Annotated in this window: 26 protein-coding genes and 4 tRNA genes; 22 read left to right on the top strand and 8 right to left on the bottom strand. The window is 69.3% G+C overall.

From position 1 onward, the window contains the following. Nucleotides 1-4 precede the first annotated feature (4 nt). The 6 genes from OG331_RS21430 to OG331_RS21405 all read left to right on the top strand — a co-directional run bounded on the left by OG331_RS21430 (nucleotide 5) and on the right by OG331_RS21405 (nucleotide 5,507). Nucleotides 5-1,579: a NuoM family protein gene (locus OG331_RS21430; RefSeq protein WP_406198585.1), complete on the top strand. Its 1,575-nt coding sequence runs from the start codon at nucleotides 5-7 to the stop codon at nucleotides 1,577-1,579. Next, a complete protein-coding gene (locus OG331_RS21425) occupies nucleotides 1,576-3,099 on the top strand; it encodes an NADH-quinone oxidoreductase subunit N (RefSeq protein ID WP_406198583.1) in 1,524 nt (507 codons plus the stop codon). The genes OG331_RS21430 and OG331_RS21425 overlap by 4 nt, the downstream gene beginning before the upstream one ends. Before the next feature lie 240 nt (nucleotides 3,100-3,339). After that, on the top strand, nucleotides 3,340-4,200 hold the full coding sequence (gene htpX / locus OG331_RS21420; protein WP_328879954.1) for a zinc metalloprotease HtpX: 861 nt from the start codon (nucleotides 3,340-3,342) through the stop codon (nucleotides 4,198-4,200). After that, nucleotides 4,197-4,592, top strand: coding sequence for a YccF domain-containing protein (locus OG331_RS21415; RefSeq protein ID WP_406198581.1), 396 nt, complete (start codon nucleotides 4,197-4,199; stop codon nucleotides 4,590-4,592). The genes htpX and OG331_RS21415 overlap by 4 nt, the downstream gene beginning before the upstream one ends. A gap of 157 nt (nucleotides 4,593-4,749) precedes the next feature. After that, nucleotides 4,750-5,316: an SMI1/KNR4 family protein gene (locus tag OG331_RS21410; protein WP_406198578.1), complete on the top strand. Its 567-nt coding sequence runs from the start codon at nucleotides 4,750-4,752 to the stop codon at nucleotides 5,314-5,316. Further along, nucleotides 5,271-5,507 (top strand): hypothetical protein, encoded by a 237-nt coding sequence (locus OG331_RS21405; RefSeq protein ID WP_406198576.1) that lies wholly within the window; start codon nucleotides 5,271-5,273, stop codon nucleotides 5,505-5,507. Before OG331_RS21410 ends, OG331_RS21405 begins: the two co-directional genes overlap by 46 nt. Before the next feature lie 171 nt (nucleotides 5,508-5,678). Here OG331_RS21405 and OG331_RS21400 read toward each other — a convergent pair whose 3' ends face one another. Beyond that, nucleotides 5,679-6,950, bottom strand: coding sequence for an APC family permease (locus tag OG331_RS21400; RefSeq protein ID WP_406198573.1), 1,272 nt, complete (start codon nucleotides 6,948-6,950; stop codon nucleotides 5,679-5,681). Between the two features lie 136 nt (nucleotides 6,951-7,086). Between OG331_RS21400 and OG331_RS21395 the strand changes: the two genes are divergently transcribed. Then, nucleotides 7,087-7,353 (top strand): GlsB/YeaQ/YmgE family stress response membrane protein, encoded by a 267-nt coding sequence (locus tag OG331_RS21395; RefSeq protein WP_328879950.1) that lies wholly within the window; start codon nucleotides 7,087-7,089, stop codon nucleotides 7,351-7,353. Nucleotides 7,354-7,517: 164 nt separating this feature from the next. Here OG331_RS21395 and OG331_RS21390 read toward each other — a convergent pair whose 3' ends face one another. Further along, on the bottom strand, nucleotides 7,518-8,006 hold the full coding sequence (locus OG331_RS21390) for a YajQ family cyclic di-GMP-binding protein (RefSeq protein WP_328879949.1): 489 nt from the start codon (nucleotides 8,004-8,006) through the stop codon (nucleotides 7,518-7,520). 224 nt (nucleotides 8,007-8,230) lie between these two features. On the opposite strand from OG331_RS21390, the gene OG331_RS21385 reads away from it, so the two are divergent. Further along, a tRNA-Tyr gene (locus OG331_RS21385) sits at nucleotides 8,231-8,312 on the top strand. Between the two features lie 85 nt (nucleotides 8,313-8,397). Then, entirely contained in the window at nucleotides 8,398-8,610 is a 213-nt protein-coding gene (locus OG331_RS21380; RefSeq protein WP_406198571.1) for a hypothetical protein, read from the top strand. A 304-nt stretch (nucleotides 8,611-8,914) separates the two neighbouring features. Here OG331_RS21380 and OG331_RS21375 read toward each other — a convergent pair whose 3' ends face one another. Together OG331_RS21375 and OG331_RS21370 are read right to left on the bottom strand one after the other, a co-directional pair. Next, a complete protein-coding gene (locus OG331_RS21375) occupies nucleotides 8,915-9,571 on the bottom strand; it encodes an SDR family oxidoreductase (protein WP_406198569.1) in 657 nt (218 codons plus the stop codon). A gap of 163 nt (nucleotides 9,572-9,734) precedes the next feature. Continuing rightward, the gene (locus OG331_RS21370; RefSeq protein WP_406198566.1) at nucleotides 9,735-11,000 is read right to left on the bottom strand and encodes an amidohydrolase family protein; all 1,266 of its coding nucleotides are present in this window, start codon (nucleotides 10,998-11,000) and stop codon (nucleotides 9,735-9,737) included. Nucleotides 11,001-11,293: 293 nt separating this feature from the next. On the opposite strand from OG331_RS21370, the gene OG331_RS21365 reads away from it, so the two are divergent. The 8 genes from OG331_RS21365 (at nucleotide 11,294) to OG331_RS21330 (ending at nucleotide 16,675) form a co-directional block, all read left to right on the top strand. After that, nucleotides 11,294-11,366 (top strand) — tRNA-Thr (locus tag OG331_RS21365). A 46-nt stretch (nucleotides 11,367-11,412) separates the two neighbouring features. Then, nucleotides 11,413-11,485: transfer RNA gene (locus OG331_RS21360), tRNA-Met, on the top strand. 89 nt (nucleotides 11,486-11,574) lie between these two features. Then, the gene (gene rpmG / locus OG331_RS21355) at nucleotides 11,575-11,739 is read left to right on the top strand and encodes a 50S ribosomal protein L33 (RefSeq protein ID WP_003948671.1); all 165 of its coding nucleotides are present in this window, start codon (nucleotides 11,575-11,577) and stop codon (nucleotides 11,737-11,739) included. A 134-nt stretch (nucleotides 11,740-11,873) separates the two neighbouring features. Continuing rightward, the gene (locus OG331_RS21350; protein ID WP_383249035.1) at nucleotides 11,874-12,338 is read left to right on the top strand and encodes a MaoC family dehydratase N-terminal domain-containing protein; all 465 of its coding nucleotides are present in this window, start codon (nucleotides 11,874-11,876) and stop codon (nucleotides 12,336-12,338) included. A gap of 5 nt (nucleotides 12,339-12,343) precedes the next feature. After that, nucleotides 12,344-12,772, top strand: coding sequence for a MaoC family dehydratase (locus OG331_RS21345; protein ID WP_406198563.1), 429 nt, complete (start codon nucleotides 12,344-12,346; stop codon nucleotides 12,770-12,772). A gap of 124 nt (nucleotides 12,773-12,896) precedes the next feature. Further along, nucleotides 12,897-13,463: a TetR/AcrR family transcriptional regulator gene (locus tag OG331_RS21340; protein WP_406198560.1), complete on the top strand. Its 567-nt coding sequence runs from the start codon at nucleotides 12,897-12,899 to the stop codon at nucleotides 13,461-13,463. 109 nt (nucleotides 13,464-13,572) lie between these two features. Next, nucleotides 13,573-15,036, top strand: a complete 1,464-nt coding sequence (locus tag OG331_RS21335) for a DHA2 family efflux MFS transporter permease subunit (RefSeq protein WP_406198558.1) — start codon at nucleotides 13,573-13,575, stop codon at nucleotides 15,034-15,036. Between the two features lie 583 nt (nucleotides 15,037-15,619). Then, on the top strand, nucleotides 15,620-16,675 hold the full coding sequence (locus OG331_RS21330) for a UDP-N-acetylmuramate dehydrogenase (protein WP_406198556.1): 1,056 nt from the start codon (nucleotides 15,620-15,622) through the stop codon (nucleotides 16,673-16,675). Nucleotides 16,676-16,727: 52 nt separating this feature from the next. On the opposite strand, the gene OG331_RS21325 is transcribed toward OG331_RS21330, so the two are convergent. Next, the gene (locus OG331_RS21325) at nucleotides 16,728-17,360 is read right to left on the bottom strand and encodes an NAD(P)-dependent oxidoreductase (RefSeq protein WP_406198554.1); all 633 of its coding nucleotides are present in this window, start codon (nucleotides 17,358-17,360) and stop codon (nucleotides 16,728-16,730) included. A gap of 117 nt (nucleotides 17,361-17,477) precedes the next feature. On the opposite strand from OG331_RS21325, the gene OG331_RS21320 reads away from it, so the two are divergent. Further along, nucleotides 17,478-18,074 (top strand): TetR/AcrR family transcriptional regulator, encoded by a 597-nt coding sequence (locus tag OG331_RS21320; RefSeq protein WP_406198551.1) that lies wholly within the window; start codon nucleotides 17,478-17,480, stop codon nucleotides 18,072-18,074. Between the two features lie 22 nt (nucleotides 18,075-18,096). On the opposite strand, the gene OG331_RS21315 is transcribed toward OG331_RS21320, so the two are convergent. The 3 genes from OG331_RS21315 to OG331_RS21305 all read right to left on the bottom strand — a co-directional run bounded on the left by OG331_RS21315 (nucleotide 18,097) and on the right by OG331_RS21305 (nucleotide 20,712). After that, entirely contained in the window at nucleotides 18,097-19,125 is a 1,029-nt protein-coding gene (locus OG331_RS21315; RefSeq protein WP_406198548.1) for an adenosine deaminase, read from the bottom strand. A 145-nt stretch (nucleotides 19,126-19,270) separates the two neighbouring features. Then, nucleotides 19,271-20,497, bottom strand: a complete 1,227-nt coding sequence (locus tag OG331_RS21310) for a pyridoxal phosphate-dependent aminotransferase (protein WP_406198545.1) — start codon at nucleotides 20,495-20,497, stop codon at nucleotides 19,271-19,273. Nucleotides 20,498-20,541: 44 nt separating this feature from the next. Then, complete coding sequence (locus OG331_RS21305) at nucleotides 20,542-20,712, bottom strand: hypothetical protein (protein WP_406198543.1); 171 nt, start codon at nucleotides 20,710-20,712, stop codon at nucleotides 20,542-20,544. A gap of 70 nt (nucleotides 20,713-20,782) precedes the next feature. On the opposite strand from OG331_RS21305, the gene OG331_RS21300 reads away from it, so the two are divergent. From OG331_RS21300 to rplK, 4 genes are all read left to right on the top strand, one after another. Then, nucleotides 20,783-20,855, top strand: a tRNA-Trp gene (locus tag OG331_RS21300). A gap of 108 nt (nucleotides 20,856-20,963) precedes the next feature. Continuing rightward, complete coding sequence (gene secE, locus OG331_RS21295; protein ID WP_328879926.1) at nucleotides 20,964-21,248, top strand: preprotein translocase subunit SecE; 285 nt, start codon at nucleotides 20,964-20,966, stop codon at nucleotides 21,246-21,248. Nucleotides 21,249-21,328: 80 nt separating this feature from the next. Then, nucleotides 21,329-22,138 (top strand): transcription termination/antitermination protein NusG, encoded by an 810-nt coding sequence (nusG, locus tag OG331_RS21290; RefSeq protein ID WP_328424665.1) that lies wholly within the window; start codon nucleotides 21,329-21,331, stop codon nucleotides 22,136-22,138. A 192-nt stretch (nucleotides 22,139-22,330) separates the two neighbouring features. Next, complete coding sequence (rplK, locus tag OG331_RS21285) at nucleotides 22,331-22,765, top strand: 50S ribosomal protein L11 (RefSeq protein WP_028805116.1); 435 nt, start codon at nucleotides 22,331-22,333, stop codon at nucleotides 22,763-22,765. The last annotated feature ends 78 nt before the right edge of the window (nucleotides 22,766-22,843 follow it).

Genomic DNA, 22,843 nt, shown 5'->3' with positions numbered 1-22,843 from the left:
AGGCGTGATCGATATCAACGAGTCCGTGATGCAGGTCCTTCTGGCGTTCATCGTCGTCGGCCCGCTCCTCGGCGCCGCCGCCGCTCTCCTGCCCGCCCCGCCCGGGCTGAAAGGGAAATCACCGGACCAGGCCGTGCTCCGACACGGTGTCACCGTCACCGGCGCGGTCCTCATCGCCGCGATCGTCCTCGTGCTCGGCTTCGACCACGACCAGCCGTCGAAGATGCAGGCCAGCAAGGACATCAGCTGGATCCCCGCACTCGACGTGCGCATCCACCTCGGCATCGACGGCATCTCCCTCCCCCTTCTGGTCCTGACCGCGCTGCTGACCTTCCTCTGCGCGCTCTACTCGTACTTCAAGATGCCCTCGGGCCCGACCCCGAAGGCCTTCGTCGCACTGGTGCTCGTGCTGGAGTCCGGCACGCTCGCCACCTTCGCCGTCCTCGACCTGCTGCTCTTCTTCCTCGCCTTCGAGATGGTCCTGATCCCGATGTACTTCCTCATCGCCCGCTGGGGCGGCGAGGGCCGGGCCGCGGCCGCCTGGAAGTTCATCCTCTACACGCTGCTCGGCTCCGTGGTCATGCTGCTCGGCCTGCTCCTGATCGGAATCAAGGCGGGCACATTCGACATGGTGGCACTCGCCACTGACAACGGCCGGTCCCTGAGTGCATCCGTGCAGGTCATCGCCGTTTTGTCGATCGGCATCGGGCTCGCGGTCAAGACGCCGATGTGGCCCTTGCACAGCTGGCTGCCCGATGCTCACACCGCCGCCCCGACCGTCGGCTCGGTCCTGCTGGCCGGTGTCCTGCTGAAGATGGGAACGTACGGGTTCGTCCGGATTCTCCTGCCGATCACCCCCGATGGATTCGCCGACTTCGCGCCCTACCTCGCAGCCTTCGCCGTCGTCGGGATCATCTACGGATCCCTGGCCTGCCTCGCCCTCGCCAAGCGGGGCGCGAAGGGCGACCTCAAGCGCCTCATCGCCTACTCCTCCGTCGGCCACATGGGCTTCGTCCTGCTCGGCATCGCCACGATGACCCCGACCGGCGTGAACGGCGCCCTGTTCGCCAACATCGCCCACGGCCTCATCACCGGCCTGCTCTTCTTCCTGGTCGGCGCGCTGAAGGACCGTACGGGGACCACCGACCTCGACACCCTCGCCGACAAGACCGGCGCGGCCCTCTACGCCAAGACGCCCCGCCTCGGCGGCCTGCTCGCCTTCGCCGCGGTCGCCTCGCTCGGGCTGCCGGGCCTCGCCGGCTTCTGGGGCGAGATGCTCGCGCTGTTCGGCGCGTTCGAGCCCGCCGCCCAGCTCAGCCGGCCGGCCTTCCTGACCTTCATGGCGATCGGAGCCTTCGGCACCCTGCTCACCGCCGCGTACCTGCTCGTCGTGGTCCGCCGCGTCTGCATGGGTGCCGCGTCGCAGGAAGCCCCGAAGCTCGCCGACGTCCAGAGTTACGAGTTCGCGGCCTGGACGCCGCTCGTCGCCCTCACCGTCGTCGCCGGACTGTGGCCGAAGACCCTCCTGGGCCTGACCGACCCGGCCGTGCAGCAGCTCCTCGCAGGAGGCACCCGATGAGCTCCCTGGCCCAGCCCCTGGCCGAGTCGGTGGTCCAGTCCGTCGACTGGCTCGCCATCGCGCCGCCCACCATTGCTGCAGTCGTCGGACTCGTGGTCCTCGTCGCCGACCTGTTCGTGGCGGAGAACAAGAAGGCCCTGCTCGGCTGGACGTCCGTGGCCGGCCTGGCCGCTTCCATGGGCCTGCTGCTGCCTCTCCTGGACGACGACCGCTCCACCTTCTGCCTGACCGGTGACACGGCGGTCTGCAGTTATACGGCCGACCGCTTCACCCTCGTGATCCAGTTCCTGGTACTCGGCGGCGCACTGCTCGCGGCGCTCCTGTCGGTCACCGCTCTCAAGGACGCCGACAAGAAGCTCCCCGAAGGGGAGTACTGGTTCCTGCTGCTCTCCTCCGCCGCCGGAGCCGCCCTGCTGCCCGCCTCCCGGGACCTGGCGACCCTCATCGTCGCGCTCGAAGTCGCCTCGCTTCCCGCCTTCGCGCTGGTCGGCCTCCGCTTCGGTGACCGCAAGTCCTCCGAAGCGGCCCTGAAGTTCTTCCTGTCCTCGGTCACCGCGACCGCGGTCAGCCTCATGGGCATCAGCTTCGTGTACGCCTCCACCGGCACCCTCTACCTCACGCAGATCGCAGACCGGATCCAGAACGTCGACGGACAGCTCCAGACCCTCGCCCAGACGGGAGTCGTCCTCACCCTGGTCGGCTTCGCCTTCAAGACGGCTGCCGTCCCGTTCCACTTCTGGGTGCCGGACACCTACGTAGGAGCGCCCCTACCGGTCGCCGCCTACTTGTCGGTCGTCGGCAAGGCCGTCGGCTTCACCGGCCTGATCCTCGTCACGGTCATCGCCCTGCCGTCGTACGCCGACGTCTGGGGCCCGGCCCTCGCCGCGCTGGCCGCCCTCACCATGACCGTCGGCAACGTCGGAGCCCTGCGGCAGCAGGCCACGCGCGCGTACAGCGCGGTACGCCTGCTCGCCTGGTCCTCCGTCGGCCAGGCCGGCTACCTGCTCGTGCCGATCGCCGCCGCGGCATACTCCGACGACGGTGAGCGCTCCATCGGCTCCACCGTCGCCTACGCCCTCATGTACGCCGCCGTGAACCTCGGCGCCTTCGCAGTGGCCGCCCTGGTCGGCCGTACGAAGTCCCTGAACCGCATCAGCGACTACCGCGGCCTGTACGCGCACAATCCCCTGACCGCCCTGATCCTGGCCTTCTTCCTGCTCTGCCTGGCCGGACTCCCGCCGGGCATCGTCGGTCTCTTCGCCAAGGTCACGGTCTTCTCCGCCGCCGTCGACGCGGGCCTGGGCTGGCTGGCCGTGGTCATGGCAGTCAACGTCGTGATCGCGCTGTTCTACTACCTCCAGTGGACGGCCCTACTGTTCCGCGCGCCCGAGGGGGAGGCCGCGAGGCACGTCCTCCCCGCGCCGCTCACGGCCGCGGTGGCCCTCACCGGAGTCGTTGGCATCGCCCTGTCCGGAGCACCCCAGCTGATCCTGCGCTTCGCTGACACCGGGCTCTTCTGAGCCCCTGGCCCGCTTCCTGTACGCGCGCCTGGATCACTCGGCCCGCACGCGCGCGTAGCCGCACGCCGGCGCTTTCACCCGGACGGCCCACGCCTGCCGCCCGGCTCACCAGGGAACCCGTGGCCCTCGCCTGGCGTTGACCAGTACAGAAGGGTCCACTGGACGTGAGACCACGGCACCAGTGGCATCGGAGATCGACCAGCAAAGGGTTCCCCTGCCGCACCACTTGGAGGGCGTACCGTGCACCGCCGGCACAACGGGCTCAGGACCGCAGTCCTCCTCGGGGGACTGTCCGCAGTCATCATCGTCATCGGCAGTTTCTTCGGCCGGATGGGGCTCATCATTGCGGTCCTGATCGCGCTGGCCACGAACGCGTACGCGTACTGGAACAGCGACAAACTGGCGCTACGTGCGATGCGCGCCCGCCCGGTCAGCGAGTTCGAGGCCCCGGCCCTGTACCGCATGGTCCGCGAGCTCTCCACCCAGGCCCGCCAGCCCATGCCCCGTCTCTACATCTCCCCGACAGAGGCGCCGAACGCGTTCGCGACGGGCCGCAACCCGCGCAACGCCGCCGTGTGCTGCACCGAAGGAATCCTGCGCCTCCTCGACGAGCGCGAACTGCGCGGCGTCATCGGCCACGAACTCAGTCACGTCTACAACCGGGACATCCTGATCTCCTCGGTCGCCGGCGCCCTCGCCTCAGTGATCATGTTTCTGGTCAACTTCGCCTGGCTGATCCCGATCGGCCGCTCCGATGACGACGACGGCCCCGGCATCCTCGGCATCCTGCTGATCATGATCCTCGGCCCGCTCGCCGCCACGCTCATTCAACTGGCAATCAGCCGCTCCAGGGAGTACGAGGCCGATGCGTCCGGCGCCCAGCTCACCGGCGACCCGCTCGCCCTCGCCAGCGCCCTGCACAAGCTCGAACTCGGCACCAAGCAGCTCCCGCTGCCCCCCGAGCCCCGCATCGAGACGGCCAGTCACATGATGATCGCGAACCCCTTTCGCCCAGGTCAGGGGTTCTCCAAGATGTTCTCCACCCACCCCCCCATGGCGGACCGTATCGCCCGACTCCAAAAGATGGCAGGTTCCCGATGAAGACCATCCTGAACGTCATCTGGCTCGTCCTGAGCGGCTTCTGGCTGTTCATCGCCTACCTGGCCGCGGGCCTACTGCTGTGCATCACCATCATCGGCATCCCGTTCGGCATCGCGGCCTTCCGCATCGGCGTCTACGCGCTGTGGCCCTTCGGGTACACGACGATCGAACGCCGCGACGCCGGAGCCCCCTCATGCGTCGGCAACGTCCTGTGGCTGGTCCTCGCGGGCTGGTGGCTGGCCCTCGGCCACATCGTCACCGGCCTCGTGCTGTGCATCACGATCATCGGCATCCCGTTCGGCATCGCCAACTTCAAGCTGATCCCGGTGTCGCTGTTCCCGTTGGGCCGCGAAATCGTGCCGACGGACCAGCCGTTCGCTCAAGGCTGGTAGCGGAGCGGGCAGGGGCGAGTTGGGGGGGCGAACCGACCCCGGGAGCGAATCGAGCCCGCGGGGCGAATTGAGCCGGGCGATAGGCACGGGTTTTTCCACAACCCGGAGTTATCCACAGGCCCACTCGATTGTCAGTGGCGGCTTGCATCATGAATGCATGACCGAGAACGAGCAGTTGCTGACGAGGGTGGCGGACAAGGCCCGCAACACCCGACCGTGGGGCTGGACTTCGCTCCCCGAGCCCGTCGACGCGGCCACCGTGGCCCGCGCGGAGGCCGCCCTCGGCTTCCGGCTGCCCCCGCTTCTCGCCGACCTCTACCTGCGTATAGGGGACGGCGGATTTGGTCCGGAGTACGGCCTGCTGCCCCTGCTCGACAGCCCTCCGTCCGGCGAACCCGCTGCCGTCACGCAGTACCTCGCCAACCGCGAGAGCGGCCGCAAGGACCCCGACTGGCCCTGGCCCGAGGGCGTCCTGCCGATATCCCACTGGGGCTGCGCGATGTACGCGTGCGTGGACTGCCACAGCCCACAGGCCACCGTCCTGCTCTTCGAACCGAACGCCGACGACGCCGACCGGGCGTGGTACGTGGACGCCCCGACCCTCACGGTCTGGCTGCGAGCCTGGGTCGACGGCACGGGCTGGTACGAGGAGATGAACGACGAGCTGGAGCTGGCCCCGTGGGCCGACTTCCGCATACGTACGGCTACGGCCGGGGCGTCCTGAGGAGACGCGGATCGGCGGGCATCTGGTGGACCGACGGCCCGGTCGAGTGGCTCGACCGGTGGAACGGAGCGACGGCCGGAGCGCACTCCGAGCGTGCTGAACAGGCCGTTTTCACCAAGAGGACCGACGTGGTCGCCGAGTGGACCAAGGACTGCAGTCACCACCACCTGGCGGCAGGCCATGGCCACTGAGCGGCAGGCCAACGCCCCCTGCGGCCTGCTGCGACTGCAGGTCGGTCAGCGCCGGCCCGTCCTGAGCAGACCGACACCTGACCGATCACCCCCCCGTGGTTCGGCCACCACCCGCCCAGCCACCGACCCCACGCTCCGCCCCCAACCAGCAACACGTGCGCGTCCGTCGGCCTACCGCCCCTTGCCACCCGACCGCCGCGCCACCCACCGCCGTCCCCCGTACGCGACCACGCCCACCGCCAGTACGCCCGCACCGACGCCAACCGAGACCCACGGAAGCGAGAACGCCAGGACCACGCACCCGACGAGGCCCACCACCGGCACGACTCGCGAAGTCGCCGCCGAGTTGAGGGTCCAGGCCGAGGCATTGGCCACCGCGTAGTACGCCAGTACACCGAAGGAGGAGAACCCGATCGCGCCGCGCACGTCCACGGTGGCGGCCAGGACAGCGACCACCGCGCCCACGGCCAGTTCGGCCCGGTGCGGCACCTGGAAGCGCGGATGCACTGCGGCGAGGGCGCCAGGCAGATGCCGGTCGCGGGCCATGGCCAGCGTCGTCCGCGAGACACCCAGGATCAGAGCGAGCAGCGAGCCCAGCGCGGCGACGGCCGCACCCACCCGCACCACAGGCTCCAGCCCCGGCATCCCTGCCGCCCGCACCGCGTCGGCAAGCGGCGCGACCGCCTCCCCGAGAGCATCCGACCCCAGCACGGAAAGGACAGCCACCGACACACATACGTACACCGCCAGCGCGATACCCAGGGCCAGCGGAATCGCCCGGGGGATGGTGCGCGCCGGGTCCCGCACCTCCTCACCGAGGGTCGCGATCCGCGCGTACCCGGCGAACGCGAAGAACAGCAGTCCCGCCGCCTGCAGCACTCCGCCCACACCGCCCGAGGCCCCGACGTCCAGGCGACCGGCGTCGGACTGGCCGGAGCCCAGACACACGACCACCACACAAGCGAGGACAGCCAGGACCACTGCCACGATCACCCGGGTCAGCCAGGCGGACTTCTGGACACCGCCGTAGTTCACCGCAGTCAGCGCTACCACGGCCGCGACCGCCACCGCATGTGCCTGCCCCGGCCAGACGTACGCGCCCACGGTGAGCGCCATCGCAGCACAGGAGGCCGTCTTACCGACTACGAACGACCAGCCCGCGAGATAGCCCCAGAACTCGCCGAGCCGCTCGCGCCCGTACACATACGTGCCGCCCGAGGCCGGGTACAGGGCGGCCAGTCGCGCCGACGACGTGGCGTTGCAGTAGGCGACCACGGCCGCGACCGCGAGCCCGAGCAGCAGTCCCGACCCGGCCGCGCGCGCCGCCGGGGCGAGGGCGGCAAAGATCCCGGCCCCGACCATCGAGCCGAGCCCGATGACCACGGCGTCGCCGACACCGAGGGTGCGCCGCAGCTCGGAGGAGGCGGAGCTTGACCGTGCCATGGCCCGAACCTTACTGATCGCTGCAACCGAGGGGCGCCACGGTGACGTCCTGCTCATCAACAGAGCACGAACAAGCGCGCCCGAAATCACAGTGCCCGGAGAGTGCAGGCACAGCGCGGAAGGGCAGGTTCACGGCATGACGATCATCAGCTGGATCATTCTGGGGCTGTTGGCCGGAGCCATCGCCAAGGTTCTGCTGCCGGGCCGTGACCCGGGCGGCTTCATCGGCACGACGCTCATCGGTGTCGCGGGCGCGTTCATCGGTGGCTGGATCTCGGCCCGCTGGCTGGACCACCCCATCACCAAGGACTTCTACGACGGCGCCACCTGGGCCTCCGCGATCGGCGGCTCCCTGGTGCTCCTGATCGCTTACCGCCTCCTGTTCGGCCACTCGCGCAACTGAGCGAGGCGAGCAGACTCCGGACCGTAGCCAGCAGGCGAGAAGGGTGGGCACCCGAGGTGCCCACCCTTCCTCGTACGGCTTGGAAGTTGCGGCCGTAGCCGTAGCCGTAGCCGTAGCCGTAGCCGGTGTCGAAGCCGAGCCGCTGTCGGCATCGGATCAGTTGCTCACCGGTAGTTCACGAACTGCAGCGCGAAGTCGAAGTCCTTGCCCTTCAGCAGAGTGATCACGGCCTGGAGGTCGTCCCGGCTCTTGGAGCTGACCCGCAGCTCGTCGCCCTGCACCTGGGCCTTCACGCCCTTCGGGCCCTCGTCGCGAATGATCTTCGCCACCTTCTTCGCGTTCTCCTGGGAGATGCCCTCCTCGATCGACGCGAAGATCTTGTACTCCTTGCCCGAGAGCTGGGGCTCGCCCGCGTCCAGGGCCTTCAGCGAGATGCCGCGCTTGATCAGCTTGGACTGGAAGACGTCGAGGACAGCGTTCACCCGGTCCTCGGAGTTTGCCTCCATCAGGATCTTTTCACCGGACCACGAGATCGAGGCGCCCACGCCCTTGAAGTCGTAGCGCTGCGAGATCTCCTTGGCGGCCTGGTTGAGGGCGTTGTCGACCTCCTGCCGCTCGACCTTCGAGACGATGTCGAAACTGGAGTCGGCCATGTCCTGTGGCTCCTTGTATCGAGGTGCGTTTGGGGTGCGTATCGGCGGGCGTGGGGGTGGCCGCCGAGCCCGGGGCAACCCGGGACCGCATTCGGACAAGCCTAGCCACCCCGTGTCCCCCGGGAGGCGATCAATCGGGTGGCGAAGCACCCCTCCACATCGGGTATTGTTTACGTCGTTGCCAGCGAGCACCGCCGAGAAGCGGTTCGAAAGGCAGCGACCCCGGCGGTGTGCCCGAGCGGCCAAAGGGAGCAGACTGTAAATCTGCCGGCTCAGCCTTCCCAGGTTCGAATCCTGGCGCCGCCACACTGGGGAAACCCCTCCGATCTGCGGAAACGTAGAGCGGAGGGGTTTTCGCGTTCCGGTGTCACGGCCGGGGCACACTGACCCCATGGCCACGCCCCGCAGAAGCTGCCCCGAGTGTCGTCGTGAGATCGCCGTCGTCGCCGGTCGGTTCGCGTGGCATGATCCACCCGGTGCGCGGGAGCAGGGGGAACTAGTGTCCTGCCCCGGGTCACGGCGACTGGCGCAACTCGGTGCCGCGCAGCCCGCATTGGACGGGTATGTCGTGCCCGATTTCCCCGGGCAGCTCCCGCTCTTCTGACGGCCTCGCCGAAGGCTCTCCAAGATCCCGTCGACGGCCCCATCGCGTCCCGTTTCGAGCCTCACATGGCCACATCACATCGGCCCCGAGCGTCACTCCGCCGGCGGACGCCGGACGCCTGCCCGCGCGTCCGTGCCACCGCCTTGCCTCCCGCGTCCAGGCGAAGCGATCCAGGCCCACAAGAGGGCGCGTGGCGTCGAACTGCCCCGCCCTGTACGCACGTACCGCCTCACGGCGTGCCGTGCAGCCGGGCTCCGTCCAGGACGGGGCTATTGCACGGCGGGAGCTCCCTGCGGGCTCATCTTCAGTTGCCTGCCACCGACTTCACCGCCACTGGCACCGGGGTCGAGCCGCTGATGAGTTCGAGGGTCAGGCCGGCCGTGGCCGAGGTGTCGAGCAACTCCGCGAGTACGGCGGCCACGTCGTCGCGGGGGATCGGACCGCGGCCGGTGTGGGCCTCCAGGCGTACCAGGCCCGTTCCCGCGTCGTTCGTCAGCGCGCCGGGGCGCAGGATCGTCCAGTCCAGGGCGTCCAGACCGCGGACGTACTCGTCGGCTTCGCCCTTGGCGCGCAGATAGACGTCGAAGATCTCGTCGCCCTCATGCGCCGGGTTCGCGCCCATGGACGACACGACCACGAACCGCCGTACGCCCGCCTGGACCGCCGCGTCCGCGAACAGGACCGCCGCGCCCTTGTCCACCGTGTCCTTGCGGCTCGTCCCGCTGCCCGGCCCCGCGCCGGCAGCGAACACCGCCGCGTCCGCACCTCGTAGTTGTGCCGCGACCTCCTCGACCGAGGCCGACTCCAGGTCCAGCACGACGGGTTCGGCGCCGGCCTCCCGCAGATCGTCGCCCTGTTCGGCCTTGCGGATGATCCCCGCGACCTCGTTCCCGCGCGCGGCGAGCAGTCGCTCCAGCCGCAGCGCGATCTGACCATGACCACCAGCGATGACAATGCGCATGTCTTCGACCGTACGCCCGGGCAGCCGCATTCGCCGCACGACTTCAGCCACGCCTCACGTCACCACGGGCGCACGCCTCGCGTCTCCGCGCCGGGCGCACGCCTCACCTGCGGGCACCGGTGCACGAGCCACCCGCGCACCGCCGGGCGTGCACCCACATCCCTCAGGACACCTCTCCGCGCCCCTGTCGCGGCAGTCCCAACTCCGCGGCGACGGCCGAGTTGCAGTACTCCCGAACCGCGCTCGTCCGCGCCACCACGCGCCCCCGGTGCACCACGATGCGGCTGTACGCCAGGGACAGCGCCCCCGCCAGCCGGTCCCCGCGCACCGCCAGCAACTCGGCCGGGAAACCCGCCTCCACCCGCACCTCGGGCAGACCCAGCGCCGCACGCGCCGACGCGCTCACGGCGTCGTACGCGTCCTCGGGGCGCAGCCCGTGACGTGACGACAGCAGGTAGGCGGCCTCGAGCGGGTCCCCGCGTCCCACCGGGTTCGACACGTCCCTCAGGGCGCCGCTCCCCGCGGCGACGCGTACTCCGGCGGCGCGCAGCAGTCGTACGGGCGCTGTGCTCCGCCGTTCCGCGCCCCCGCAGCCGCCCTGGGGGAGGCACACCACCGTCACCCCGGCCGCCGCGAGCTGGTCCGCGGTGCGGGAGGCCACCTGGGCGGGCAGGCGTCCCAGGCCGCCGCACGGGCCGAGGGTCACGCCGGGGCGCAGTCCTCCGGCCATCGCGGCGAGCCGGGCCAGGCGTGCCGGGTCGGTGGCGTCGGTGTGCAGATCGACGGGGCAGCCGTGCTCGGAGGCGACCTCCAGGACCGCCTCCACGTAGCCCGTCGGATCCGGATCCAGGTCGGGGCAGCCGCCGACCACGGACGCGCCCATCTTCAGCGCGTCCCGCAGCATCGCCAGCTCCTCGGCGCCGGCCACTCCGGTCAGCAGCCGCGGCATCGCCACCGTCGTCAACTCCGTGAGCCCGCGCAGGGAACGCCGTGCCTGCAGGACGGCCTCCAGCGCGCCCAGCCCCTGAACGTCGCCCACACGCACGTGTGCCCGCAGCGCGGTCGCGCCGTGCCCGAGTTGGAGCAGGGCGGCCTCGGTGGCCCGGCGTTGGACGTCCTGGGGCTCGTACGAGACGGGTCCGCCCTCGTCGGCCGAGAGCGCGGTGTCGCCGTGGGCGTGCGGTTCGGCCGGGGCCGGCAGCAGCAGGTAGCCGCCGAGGTCCACACGCGCGCCGCACGCCTGCGTGCCGTCCCCCGCCAGGCTCCCGGCCGTGCCGACCGCCTCGATGCGCCCCCCGCCCAGCCGTACGTCCACGGTCCGGCCATCGGTGAGCCGCGCCCCGCACAGCAGCAGAGCACCCGGGTCGGCCGGTCCGGACGAGCCCGACGAGGACGACGAGTGCGGCGGCTGGGGATGACTGTCGGGCATCGCGCTCCAGAGGCTCGGGCTGCGCATCGGGCTGCGGGACGGTGCCGGGGGCTGCGCCGGGCACGCAAGATCACGCAGAGTGAGTCGAGCCTAGGGTGGCGATACGGCCCGGGCGCGCAGGAGCGCAATAGTCGTACCGGTGTGGTCGGCCGAACGGAGCCGTCCCGGGCGGTACCGCAGTGGCCTGCGAGACGCCTGCGATACGCCTGCACGGCGCTCTGTTCGGCCCCCGGTAGGTGCCGCGAAACGGATTTGGGTGAACGGCTGCCGAGCGTGTAATGTCTTCATCGCTCGCCCCAATAGCTCAGTCGGCAGAGCGTCTCCATGGTAAGGAGAAGGTCAACGGTTCGATTCCGTTTTGGGGCTCTGGTGTGTGAGGTTCCCGTCGCAAGGCGGGGCCCGATCGCATCACAGCGGTGTAGCTCAGTCGGTAGAGCAAGCGGCTCATAATCGCTGTGTCACCGGTTCAAGTCCGGTCACCGCTACTGACAGTAGCCGATTGCGGGGTCGGTCCTTCGATCGGCTACTCTTTTTTGCGTTAACTCATTCCATCCGTTCGTCAAGGAGCACTCACGTGGCTGCCACCGACGTCCGCCCGAAGATCACGCTGGCCTGCGTGGAGTGCAAGGAGCGGAACTACATCACCAAGAAGAACCGGCGTAACAACCCGGACCGTCTTGAGATGAAGAAGCACTGCCCGCGTTGCAATGCGCACACCGCGCATCGCGAAACGCGATAAATCAGGCTCGTACGCGAGGCCGTCCCCGATCGTGGGGGCGGCCTCGCGTCGTTTCCGCCCCGGTTACCGGCCGGTTCGACCGATGCCGGTGAACCAGCAGGTCAACGGCAGAAGACAGCAGGAGGTACCGAGCCATGGCGCTCGACCAGTCCTTCGTGGGGCGGACGTACCCGCCCACCGACCCCTATGAGGTGGGCCGGGAGAAGATCCGTGAATTCGCGGAGGCGGTGGGGGACGCCAACCCGGCGTACACGGACCCGGAGGCCGCCAAGGCGCTTGGCCACCCCGATGTGATCGCCCCGCCGACCTTCGTGTTCTCCATCACCTTCAAGGCCGCGGGACAGGTCCTCAAGGACCCGCAGCTGGGCCTGGACTACAGCCGCGTCGTGCACGGCGACCAGAAGTTCGCCTACACCCGCCCGGTGCGCGCCGGCGACCGGCTGGCCGTCACGTCGACCATCGAGGCCATCAAGTCCATGGCAGGCAACGAGATCCTGGACATCCGCGGCGAGGTCCACGACGAGGCGGGGGAGCACGTCGTGACCGCCTGGACCAAGCTCGTGGCCCGTGGGGCGGACGCAGAAGAAGGGGAGGGCTGAGACCCATGACGGCGAAGATCGCGTACGGCGATGTCGAGGTCGGCACCGAACTGCCGCCCCAGAGCTTCCCCGTGACCCGCGCCACGCTCGTTCAGTACGCGGGCGCCTCGGGTGACTTCAACCCGATCCACTGGAACGAGAAGTTCGCCAAGGAGGTCGGGCTGCCGGACGTCATCGCGCACGGCATGTTCACCATGGCCGAGGCGATCCGCGTCGTGACCGACTGGACCGGCGACCCCGGCGCGGTCGTCGAGTACGGCGTCCGCTTCACCAAGCCCGTCGTCGTACCGAACGACGACCAGGGCGCCACGGTCGAGGTCAGCGGCAAGGTCGCGGTCAAGCTCGACGACAACAGGGTCCGCGTGGACCTGACCGTGAAGAGTGCCGAGCAGAAGGTGCTCGGGATGTCGCGGGCGGTCGTACAGCTGGCGTGAAAGCCGGCGTGAACGGCACGCGCGTGCCGTGAAGTAAGGGGCGTCCTCCATGGTGGGGCGCCCCTTACGCATTCTCCGGCCACCCTCGCTTGCCGAGTTAGTGATTGAGTACTAACTTGGTTCCATGGCCAGGATGAGCGCAGAAGAGAGGCGTGAGAGCGTCATCCGCGCGGCGATGACCGAGTTCGCCCGTGGTGGCTACTACGGCACGTCGACCGAGGTGATCGCCAAGCGGGTCGGCGTCTCGCAGCCGTATCTCTTCCGGCTCTTCCCGGGCAAGAAGGCGATCTTCCTTGCCGCGGCCGAGCGCTGCGTGGAGGACACCATCCGGATGTTCGTGGAGGCCTCCGACGGGCTCGAGGGCTATGAGGCCCAGCGCGCCATGGGTGTCGCATACCGCAAGGCCGCCTCCGAGCAGCCCGAGCAGCTCATGATGCAGATGCAGATGTACCTCGCTGTCGCGGCCGCCGAGCAGGAGGGTGACCACGAGTTCGGTGAGGCCGTACGCGCGGGCTGGACGCGGTTGTGGGACACCATCCATCTGCCGCTGGGGGCGGACGTCCAGGAGACGACGACCTTCATGGCGTACGGGATGCTCATTAACTGCCTCGTCACCATGGGCTTCCCTCCCGACCATCGAGTCTGGGCGGGGATGGACCTGCCGAAGCGGGCCGGGGAGCAGCACTCGTAGAAGAGGGGTGAGGTGGCTCACCTGAACTCTTCATGATCCCGAAAGTTAGTGACCAATAACTACCTAAACAGTCTGAAGCAGTAACCGGAACGGATCTTCTGGGGGAGCGATGTCACACCAAACCAAACAGAACGCGCGGACCGCGCGCCGTGGCGGGGCCGCCTGGGCCCTGGTCATCACCAGTGTCGCCGGGTTCATGGCGGCGCTGGACAACCTCGTCGTCACCACCGCACTGCCCTCCATCCGCAAGGATCTGGGCGGCGCGCTGGACGACCTGGAGTGGACGGTGAGTGCATACACACTCACCTTCGCCGTCCTGCTGATGTTCGGCGCAGCGCTGGGCGACCGCTTCGGCCGTCGCCGGCTCTTCCTCGTCGGCATCTCGATCTTCACCGGCGCGTCCGCCGCCGCGGCCCTCGCGCCCGGCATCGACTCGCTGATCGCCGCGCGGGCGGTGCAGGGCGCCGGCGCGGCCATCATGATGCCGCTGACGCTGACCCTGCTGACGGCGGCTGTGCCCGCGGCCAAGCGCGGGATGGCGTACGGCATCTGGGGTGCCGTCAACGGGCTTGCGATCGCGTCCGGGCCGCTGATCGGCGGCAGCCTCACCGAGCACATCTCATGGCAGTGGATCTTCTGGCTGAACGTTCCGCTGGGCCTCGCCCTGCTGCCGCTCGCCCGCCTGCGACTCACCGAGTCGTACGGCACCGGCGCCCCGCTCGACATCACCGGCACGCTGCTCGCCAGCGGCGGTCTGTTCGGGATCGTGTACGGCCTGGTGCGCGGACCTGCCGACGGCTGGACCGCGCCCTTGGTCCTGACCGGCCTGTTCGCCGGAAGCGCGCTGCTGGCCGGCTTCGTCCTCTACAGCGCCCGCGCCAAGCATCCGATGCTGCCGATGAGGCTGTTCCGCTCGCGGGCGTTCTCCGGGATCAACGCCGCGAGCATGCTGATGTTCCTCGGTATGTTCGGGTCGATCTTCCTGCTCAGCCAGTACATGCAGGGCGTGCTCGGCTACTCGCCGACCGAGGCGGGGCTGCGGATGCTGCCGTGGACCGGCATGCCGATGCTCGTCGCGCCGATCGCCGGCATCCTCTCCGACCGCATCGGGGGACGCCCTGTCGTCGCCACCGGCCTGTTCCTCCAGGCCGCCGGGCTCGCGTACCTGGCCCCCGTGACCACCGTCGACGCGTCCTACGCCGTCCAGTTGCCCGGCCTGATCATCAGCGGCATCGGCATGGCCCTGTTCTTCGCCCCGGCCTCCAACCTCGTCATGTCCAGCGTCCGTGCCTCACAGCAGGGCGTCGCTTCCGGCGCCAACAACGCGCTGCGGGAGGTCGGCGGGGCGCTCGGCATCGCCATCATGGCGTCGATCTTCTCCGCGCAGGGCGGGTACGAGACCGGCCAGACCTTCGTCGACGGGTTGCGGCCCGCGCTGGTCACCGGTGCGGTGGCGGTCGCTCTTGCGGGGGTGGCTGCGCTGCTGATCCCGGGGCGGGGGCGAGGGCGAGGGCGGGGTGACGAGGTTGTGCGGCCGGCGGAGGAGCCGACGCTGGAGGCGGTCGCCGGCTGACCGCACCTGAACGCGGCGGGGGTGGTGCCCGGCAGCAGGTCTCGCCCCCGCCGCCCCTACCCGTCCCACCCCAGGGGCTCCGCCCCTTCGACCCCGCCAGGGGGCTCCGCCCCCTGCACCCCCATCGGCCTGAACGGCCTCGTCCTCAAACGCCGGACGGGCTGAAATGCCCGGACCGGCACCGAGAAGGACCGCCGGTACCCGTGCGCAGCCCCCTGCGGGTGGGTGGGGGCCAGGGACGGCACACCCACGTCGGCAGAAGCCGTACGTACGGAAATGCCTGGACCGGCACCAAGACGAACCGCCAGCACCGTGCGCAGCCCCCACCGGTGTCGAACGCGTACTCCCGCGGCGCCGCACTCGCCCACGGGGCAAGGGGACGTGCCGGGGGGTGTCCGCCCGCAGTGGCCGGCGTCAAGAAACAGCACCCCCCTGCCCGACCTCAACCGCCGGTCCGAGGACGGACACCCCCCGGCACGGCCCCGACCCACCACACACCCGCAGGCGCTACGCGCACCCCCGCCGAAACAGCCACAGGCCGCCGCAGGCACCCCACCCCCCACCGTCTCGTACTCTTGAGCCCGTGCAGGAACTCCACGACGCCCCCCTCGCCCCCCTCACCACCTTCCGCCTGGGCGGCCCCGCCACCCGGCTGGTCACCGCCACCACCGACGCAGAGGTGATCGACGTCGTGCGTGAGGCCGACGCCGACGGCACCCCGCTGTTGATCATCGGTGGTGGATCGAACCTGGTCATCGGGGACAAGGGCTTCGACGGCACCGCGCTCGTCATCGCCACGAAGGGCTTCGAGCTGGACGGCAGCACGCTCGAACTGGCCGCAGGCGAGGTGTGGACCGATGCCGTCGCCCGCACCGTGGAGGCCGGGCTCGCCGGCATCGAGTGCCTCGCCGGAATCCCCGGCTCCGCAGGCGCCACGCCGATCCAGAACGTCGGTGCGTACGGCCAGGAGGTCTCCTCGACGATCACCGAGGTGATCGCGTACGACCGCCAGGCAGGCCAGACCGTCGTCATCCCGAACGCCGACTGCGCCTTCTCCTACCGCCACAGCCGCTTCAAGGCCGACCCCGAACGCTACGTCGTCCTGCGCGTCCGCTTCCGGCTGGAGAACGCCGAAGGCCTCTCCGCCCCGATCAAGTACGCCGAGACCGCCCGCGCCCTCGGCGTCGAACCCGGCGACCGCGTACCCCTCGCTGCCGCCCGCGAGACCGTGCTGAAGCTGCGTACCGGCAAGGGCATGGTCCTGGACCCGGAGGACCACGACACCTGGTCGGCCGGCTCCTTCTTCACCAACCCGATCCTCACCGACGAGCAGTTCACGGCGTTCCACGCGCGCGTGCACGAGCACCTCGGCGCCGACGTGGAGCCGCCCGCGTACCCGGCAGGTGCGGGGCACACCAAGACCTCCGCGGCCTGGCTCATCGACAAGGCCGGCTTCACCAAGGGCTACGGCACCGGCCCCGCCCGCATCTCCACCAAGCACACCCTCGCCCTCACCAACCGCGGCGAAGCAACCACCGAGGACCTCCTCGCGCTCGCCCGCGAGGTCGTCGCAGGAGTGCGCGACACCTTCGGCATCACGCTGGTGAACGAGCCGGTGACGGTCGGAGTCAGCCTCTAGCCCGTACGCCCGTACGCCCGTACGCCCGTGGCCCGGCCGGCAGCCCGGGCCGTCAATAGGCCACCCCCACCCCCTGCTTCACCGTCGCCGAGTCACCCACCATCCCCAGCATCGCGTGGGCCACATCCGCCCGCCCGATGAAGCGCCCCTTGCTCGGAAACCCGCCCACGACAGTCCGGTACCTGCCGCTGAGCGGCTTGTCCTGCAGACGCGGCGGCCGTACGAGCGTCCAGTCCGTGCCGCTGCCGGCCACCTCGGCCTCCATCTCCCGCAGGTCGGTGTAGATGTCCTTGAGGACCGCCGACACGACGCCGAGCACGGCACGGTCCAGGAACCCGTCCCCCTGAGGCGCGGGCCCGACCGGCGCGGCGCTGACCACGAGCAGCCGCCGCACCTCCTCGGCCTCCAGGGCCGCCAGCACCGTCCGGGTCAGCCTTGCCGCGACCCCCGCGTCCTTGCGCCCGCGGGCACCGAGGCCGGACAGCACGGCGTCGCGTCCGGCGACGGCGGGTCGTAGCGCACCGGGGTCGGTGAGATCCGCGCGGAACACCTCCAGACGGTCACTGGCGAGGGGGAGCCGCGCGGGGTCCCGTACGACGGCCGTGACCTCGTGACCGGCGTCCAGGGCCTGCCGGACGATCTCCTTGCCGATACCGCCTGTGGCACCGAAAACGGTGAGTTTCATGAGAGCTCCCGTACGCATATGAGGGGTCGTCGGATTGGTGGGTGAGTATTCACTCACCCTGCCTCCCTCTAGAGTGAGTAAGTACTCACCCACCCGTCAAGGGCGATTGGACAAGCCATGGAGAACAAGCCGACCCGGGTCCGACTCCTCGACGCGGCCCATGAGCTGATGCTCACCGTCGGGCTCGCTCGGGCCACGACGAAGGAGATCGCGCGGGCGGCCGGATGCTCCGAGGCGGCGCTGTACAAGCACTTCGACAGCAAGGAAGAGCTGTTCATCCGGGTGCTCACCGAGCGCCTGCCCCCACTGCGCCCCCTGCTCAGCAGCCTCGCCGCTGAGCCGGGCCGGCGGTCCCTCGAGGAGAACCTCACCGAGATCGCCCGCCAGGCGGCGCTGTTCTACGAACAGAGCTTCCCGATCGCCGCGTCGCTGTACGCCCAGACCGAGCTCAAGCGGCGGCACGACGACGCCATACGGCAGATGGGGTCGGGCCCGCACGTGCCGATCCAGGAACTCGACACCTACCTGCGGGCCGAGCAGGAACTGGGCCGGGTCAGCACGGACACGGACACGTTCGCGGCGGCGTCGCTGCTGATGGGAGCCTGCGCGCAGCGGGCGTTCGCCTATGACGCGACGAAGGAGGCCGTACGGCCGCCGGTGGACGAGTTCGCCGCGCGGCTGGCCCGCACGCTGCTGGCCGGTATCGCCGACTGACGCCGGTCACGGGACGAGCGGCCTAGGCGAGCCAGTCGTCCACGCCGGCCAACAGCTTCGCCTTCACCTCGTCCGGCGCCGCCGACCCCCGCACCGACTGCCGCGCCAGTTCCGCCAGTTCGTCGTCGGTGAAGGCGTGGTGGTGGCGGGCGATGTCGTACTGGGCGGCGAGACGCGAGCCGAAGAGGAGGGGGTCGTCGGCGCCCAGGGCCATCGGGACGCCGGCCTCGTACAGGGTCCGCAGCGGGACGTCCTCCGGCTTCTCGTAGACGCCGAGGGCGACGTTCGACGCGGGACAGACCTCGCATGTCACGCCCCTGTCGGCGAGGCGCTTCAGCAGCCGTGGGTCCTCGGCGGCGCGCACCCCGTGGCCGATCCGGTTCGCGTCCAGGTCGTCCAGGCAGTCACGGACCGAGGACGGGCCGGTCAGCTCGCCGCCGTGCGGGGCCGACAGCAGGCCGCCCTCACGGGCGATGTGGAAGGCACGGTCGAAGTCCCGCGCCATGCCCCGGCGCTCGTCGTTCGACAACCCGAAGCCGACGACGCCCCGGTCGGCGTACCGCACCGCGAGCCGCGCCAGCGTGCGGGCGTCCAGAGGGTGCTTCATCCGGTTCGCTGCGACCAGGACGCGCATCCCGATCCCCGTGTCCCGCGCCGCAGTCTCCACCGCGTCCAGGATGATCTCCAGCGTCGGAATCAGACCGCCCAGCCGGGGTGCGTACGACGTCGGGTCGACCTGGATCTCCAGCCAGCCGGAACCGTCCCTGACGTCCTCCTCCGCGGCCTCTCTGACCAGCCGCTGGATGTCCTCCGGCTGCCGCAGGCACGAGCGCGCGGCGTCGTACAGGCGCTGGAAGCGGAACCAGCCCCGCTCGTCCGTCGCCCGCAGTTTCGGCGACTCGCCACGCGTCAGCGCGTCGGTCAGCGCCTCGGGCAGACGCACGCCGTACTTGTCGGCCAGTTCCAGCAGGGTCGCCGGCCGCATCGAGCCGGTGAAGTGCAGGTGCAGATGTGCTTTCGGCAGTTCAGAGACATCACGTACACGCTCCATTCCAGGATCCTGCCGTACGTGTCCGCCCTCCCGGTAGCGGTTTCCCCGTTAGTGGTCTTGCTCGCACAAACAAATGAGTCATCCAAGGAAAAAGGGTCACCTCCGGAAAAACCGGAGGTGACCCCTGAGAAACGGAAGGCGGACGTCAGTCCCTGGCCTCCGCCAGCAGCTTCTGGATGCGGCTCACGCCCTCGACGAGGTCCTCGTCGCCGAGCGCGTACGACAGCCGCAGATAGCCCGGCGTGCCGAAGGCCTCGCCCGGCACCACCGCGACCTCGGCCTCCTCCAGGATCAGCGCGGCCAGCTCGACCGAGTCCTGCGGGCGCTTGCCGCGGATCTCCTTGCCGAGCAGGGCCTTGACCGACGGGTAGGCGTAGAAGGCGCCCTCGGGCTCCGGGCAGAGCACGCCGTCGATCTCATTGAGCATGCGCACGATCGTCTTGCGGCGGCGGTCGAAGGCCTCACGCATCTTCGCGACCGCGTCCAGGTCACCGGACACCGCGGCGAGAGCAGCGACCTGGGCGACGTTCGAGACGTTCGACGTGGCGTGCGACTGGAGGTTGGTCGCGGCCTTCACCACGTCCTTCGGACCGATGATCCACCCCACCCGCCAGCCCGTCATGGCGTACGTCTTGGCCACACCGTTGACCACGATGCACTTGTCGCGCAGCTCCGGCAGGACCGCGGGCAGCGACACGGACACCGCGTCGCCGTAGACCAGGTGCTCGTAGATCTCGTCCGTCAGCACCCACAGGCCGTGCTCGACGGCCCAGCGGCCGATGGCCTCGGTCTCGGCCTCGCTGTAGACCGCGCCCGTCGGGTTGGACGGCGACACGAAGAGGACGACCTTCGTCTTCTCCGTACGAGCCGCCTCCAGCTGCTCCACGGAGACGCGGTAACCGGTCGTCTCGTCGGCGACGACCTCGACCGGGACACCGCCTGCGAGACGGATGGACTCCGGGTACGTCGTCCAGTACGGGGCCGGGACGATGACCTCGTCGCCCGGGTCGAGGATCGCGGCGAAGGCCTCGTAGATGGCCTGCTTGCCGCCGTTGGTGATCAGGATCTGCGACACGTCGGGCTCGTAGCCGGAGTCGCGCAGCGTCTTCGCGGCGATCGCGGCCTTCAGCTCGGGCAGACCGCCGGCCGGGGTGTAGCGGTGGTACTTCGGGTTCTTGCACGCCTCGATGGCGGCCTCGACGATGTAGTCCGGGGTCGGGAAGTCGGGCTCACCGGCGCCGAAGCCGATCACCGGACGCCCGGCGGCCTTGAGGGCCTTGGCCTTGGCGTCCACGGCGAGGGTGGCGGACTCGGAGATCGCGCCGACTCGGGCGGAGACCCGGCGCTCGGTCGGAGGGGTTGCAGGGCTCATGGGTCCCATCGTTTCAGACAGGAAACTCGCCCGGCACAGGGGTTTCACGGACTGAACATCAGCTGAACATCCGTGCGGATCGTGGCCACGGCCAGCGGATCTTGTGTCTTGCGACCGATGATCTTCGGCCGATCTTTCGCCGACCAAGCCCCCCACGGGCACTTTCTGTTCGACGGCGCGCCCCGGACCACGTACACTCTCACCTCGTTGGCCATCAGCGGTCCGCGCTCGCAGGGTGTACACCGAGCACCCGTCCGGATGCGGTACGTTGGGGGACAGACACAAAGGGTCGTAGCTCAATTGGTAGAGCACTGGTCTCCAAAACCAGCGGTTGGGGGTTCAAGTCCCTCCGGCCCTGCTACACACTCCTTCGCCAGGATGTGTGCGCATGTACGTACAGCAATGCACCGCCGTGCGGTCCAGACCGGGCGCGGCACGGCCACGACCCGGAATCAGGTGAGGACGAGTGACGGACGCCGTGGGCTCCATCGACATGCCTGATGCCCAGGACGAGGCGCCGGAGTCCAAGAAGAACCGTAAGGGTGGCAAGCGCGCCAAGAAGGGCCCGCTGAAGCGACTCGCGCTCTTCTACCGCCAGATTGTCGCGGAGCTCCGCAAGGTTGTCTGGCCGACGCGTAACCAGCTGACGACGTACACCACTGTGGTGATTATCTTCGTCGTCATCATGATCGGTCTCGTGACCGTGATTGACTATGGGCTCGACAACGCCGCCAAGTACGTCTTCGGCTGAGCCAAGAGCGAAGGGCGCCGTGGTTACCGGCGCCCCTTTCGCATGTTCCACCCCTATGTATCCAGGAAGAAGCAGCCACCGTGTCTGACCAGAACCTGAACGACGCCGTCGAGCCGGACGAGTCCGTGGAAGACGAGCTCGACATCGTCGAGGGCGCGGACGAGGACCTGGACGAGGTCGAGGCTGCCGATGCCGAGGCGGGCGAGCCCGCCGAGGAAGCCGCGCTGCACGTCGAGGACGAGGAAGAGGCCCCCGAGGAGGAGGCCGAGCCCGTCGACCCCGTCGCCGCCCTGCGCGAGGAGCTCCGCACGCTGCCCGGCGAGTGGTACGTGATCCACACCTACGCCGGCTACGAGAACCGCGTGAAGACCAACCTGGAGCAGCGCGCCGTCTCGCTGAACGTCGAGGACTACATCTTCGCGGCCGAGGTGCCGCAGGAAGAGGTCGTCCAGATCAAGAACGGCGACCGCAAGACGATCAAGCAGAACAAGCTGCCGGGCTACGTCCTCGTCCGTATGGACCTGACGAACGAGTCCTGGGGCGTCGTCCGCAACACCCCCGGCGTCACCGGCTTCGTGGGCAACGCCTACGACCCGTACCCGCTGACCCTGGACGAGATCGTCAAGATGCTCGCCCCGGAGGCCGAGGAGAAGGCCGCCCGCGAGGCCGCCGAGGCCGAGGGCAAGCCGGCTCCGCAGCGCAAGGTCGAGGTCCAGGTGCTGGACTTCGAGGTCGGCGACTCGGTCACCGTCACCGACGGCCCGTTCGCCACGCTGCAGGCCACGATCAACGAGATCAACGCCGACTCGAAGAAGGTCAAGGGCCTCGTCGAGATCTTCGGCCGTGAGACCCCGGTCGAGCTCAGCTTCGACCAGATCCAGAAGAACTAGCCCTTTCCGGGCTGCTCCGGTTCCTTCTGGACACACCGCTTCCGAGCAGGTCAGATCGGCTCTCGTAGCCGCTCTGACCTGCTCGGTTTTTGGCCGCGCATAGATACCCGTTATCGTTGTGCGGTATGCCTCCATCCGGATGATCCGGACTGGATGGCTGAACACTCTCACTAAGACCCGGAGAGAGAGCACATGCCTCCCAAGAAGAAGAAGGTCACGGGGCTCATCAAGCTCCAGATCCAGGCCGGTGCCGCCAACCCGGCCCCGCCGGTCGGCCCCGCGCTGGGCCAGCACGGCGTCAACATCATGGAGTTCTGCAAGGCCTACAACGCCGCGACCGAGTCGCAGCGCGGTTGGGTCATCCCGGTGGAGATCACGGTCTACGAGGACCGCTCCTTCACCTTCATCACCAAGACTCCGCCGGCCGCCAAGATGATCCTCAAGGCTGCGGGTGTTGAGAAGGGCTCCGGCGAGCCGCACAAGACCAAGGTCGCCAAGATCACCGAGGCGCAGGTCCGCGAGATCGCCACCACCAAGATGCCCGACCTCAACGCCAACGACCTGGACGCCGCCGCGAAGATCATCGCCGGCACCGCCCGTTCCATGGGCATCACGGTCGAGGGCTGACCCCCAACCTTCCCAGCAGAAGTGAGTGGCAGGGCCTGCTCGGCCCGGACCACAACTCCTAAGAAACCCAGGAGCAGT

Origin of the sequence: Streptomyces sp. NBC_01017, assembly GCF_045162795.1 — a bacterium.
GTDB classification, from domain to species: domain Bacteria; phylum Actinomycetota; class Actinomycetes; order Streptomycetales; family Streptomycetaceae; genus Streptomyces; species Streptomyces machairae.
The sequence above is the reverse complement of the archived record's forward strand: the minus strand, read 5'-3'. Positions and strand labels throughout refer to the sequence as shown.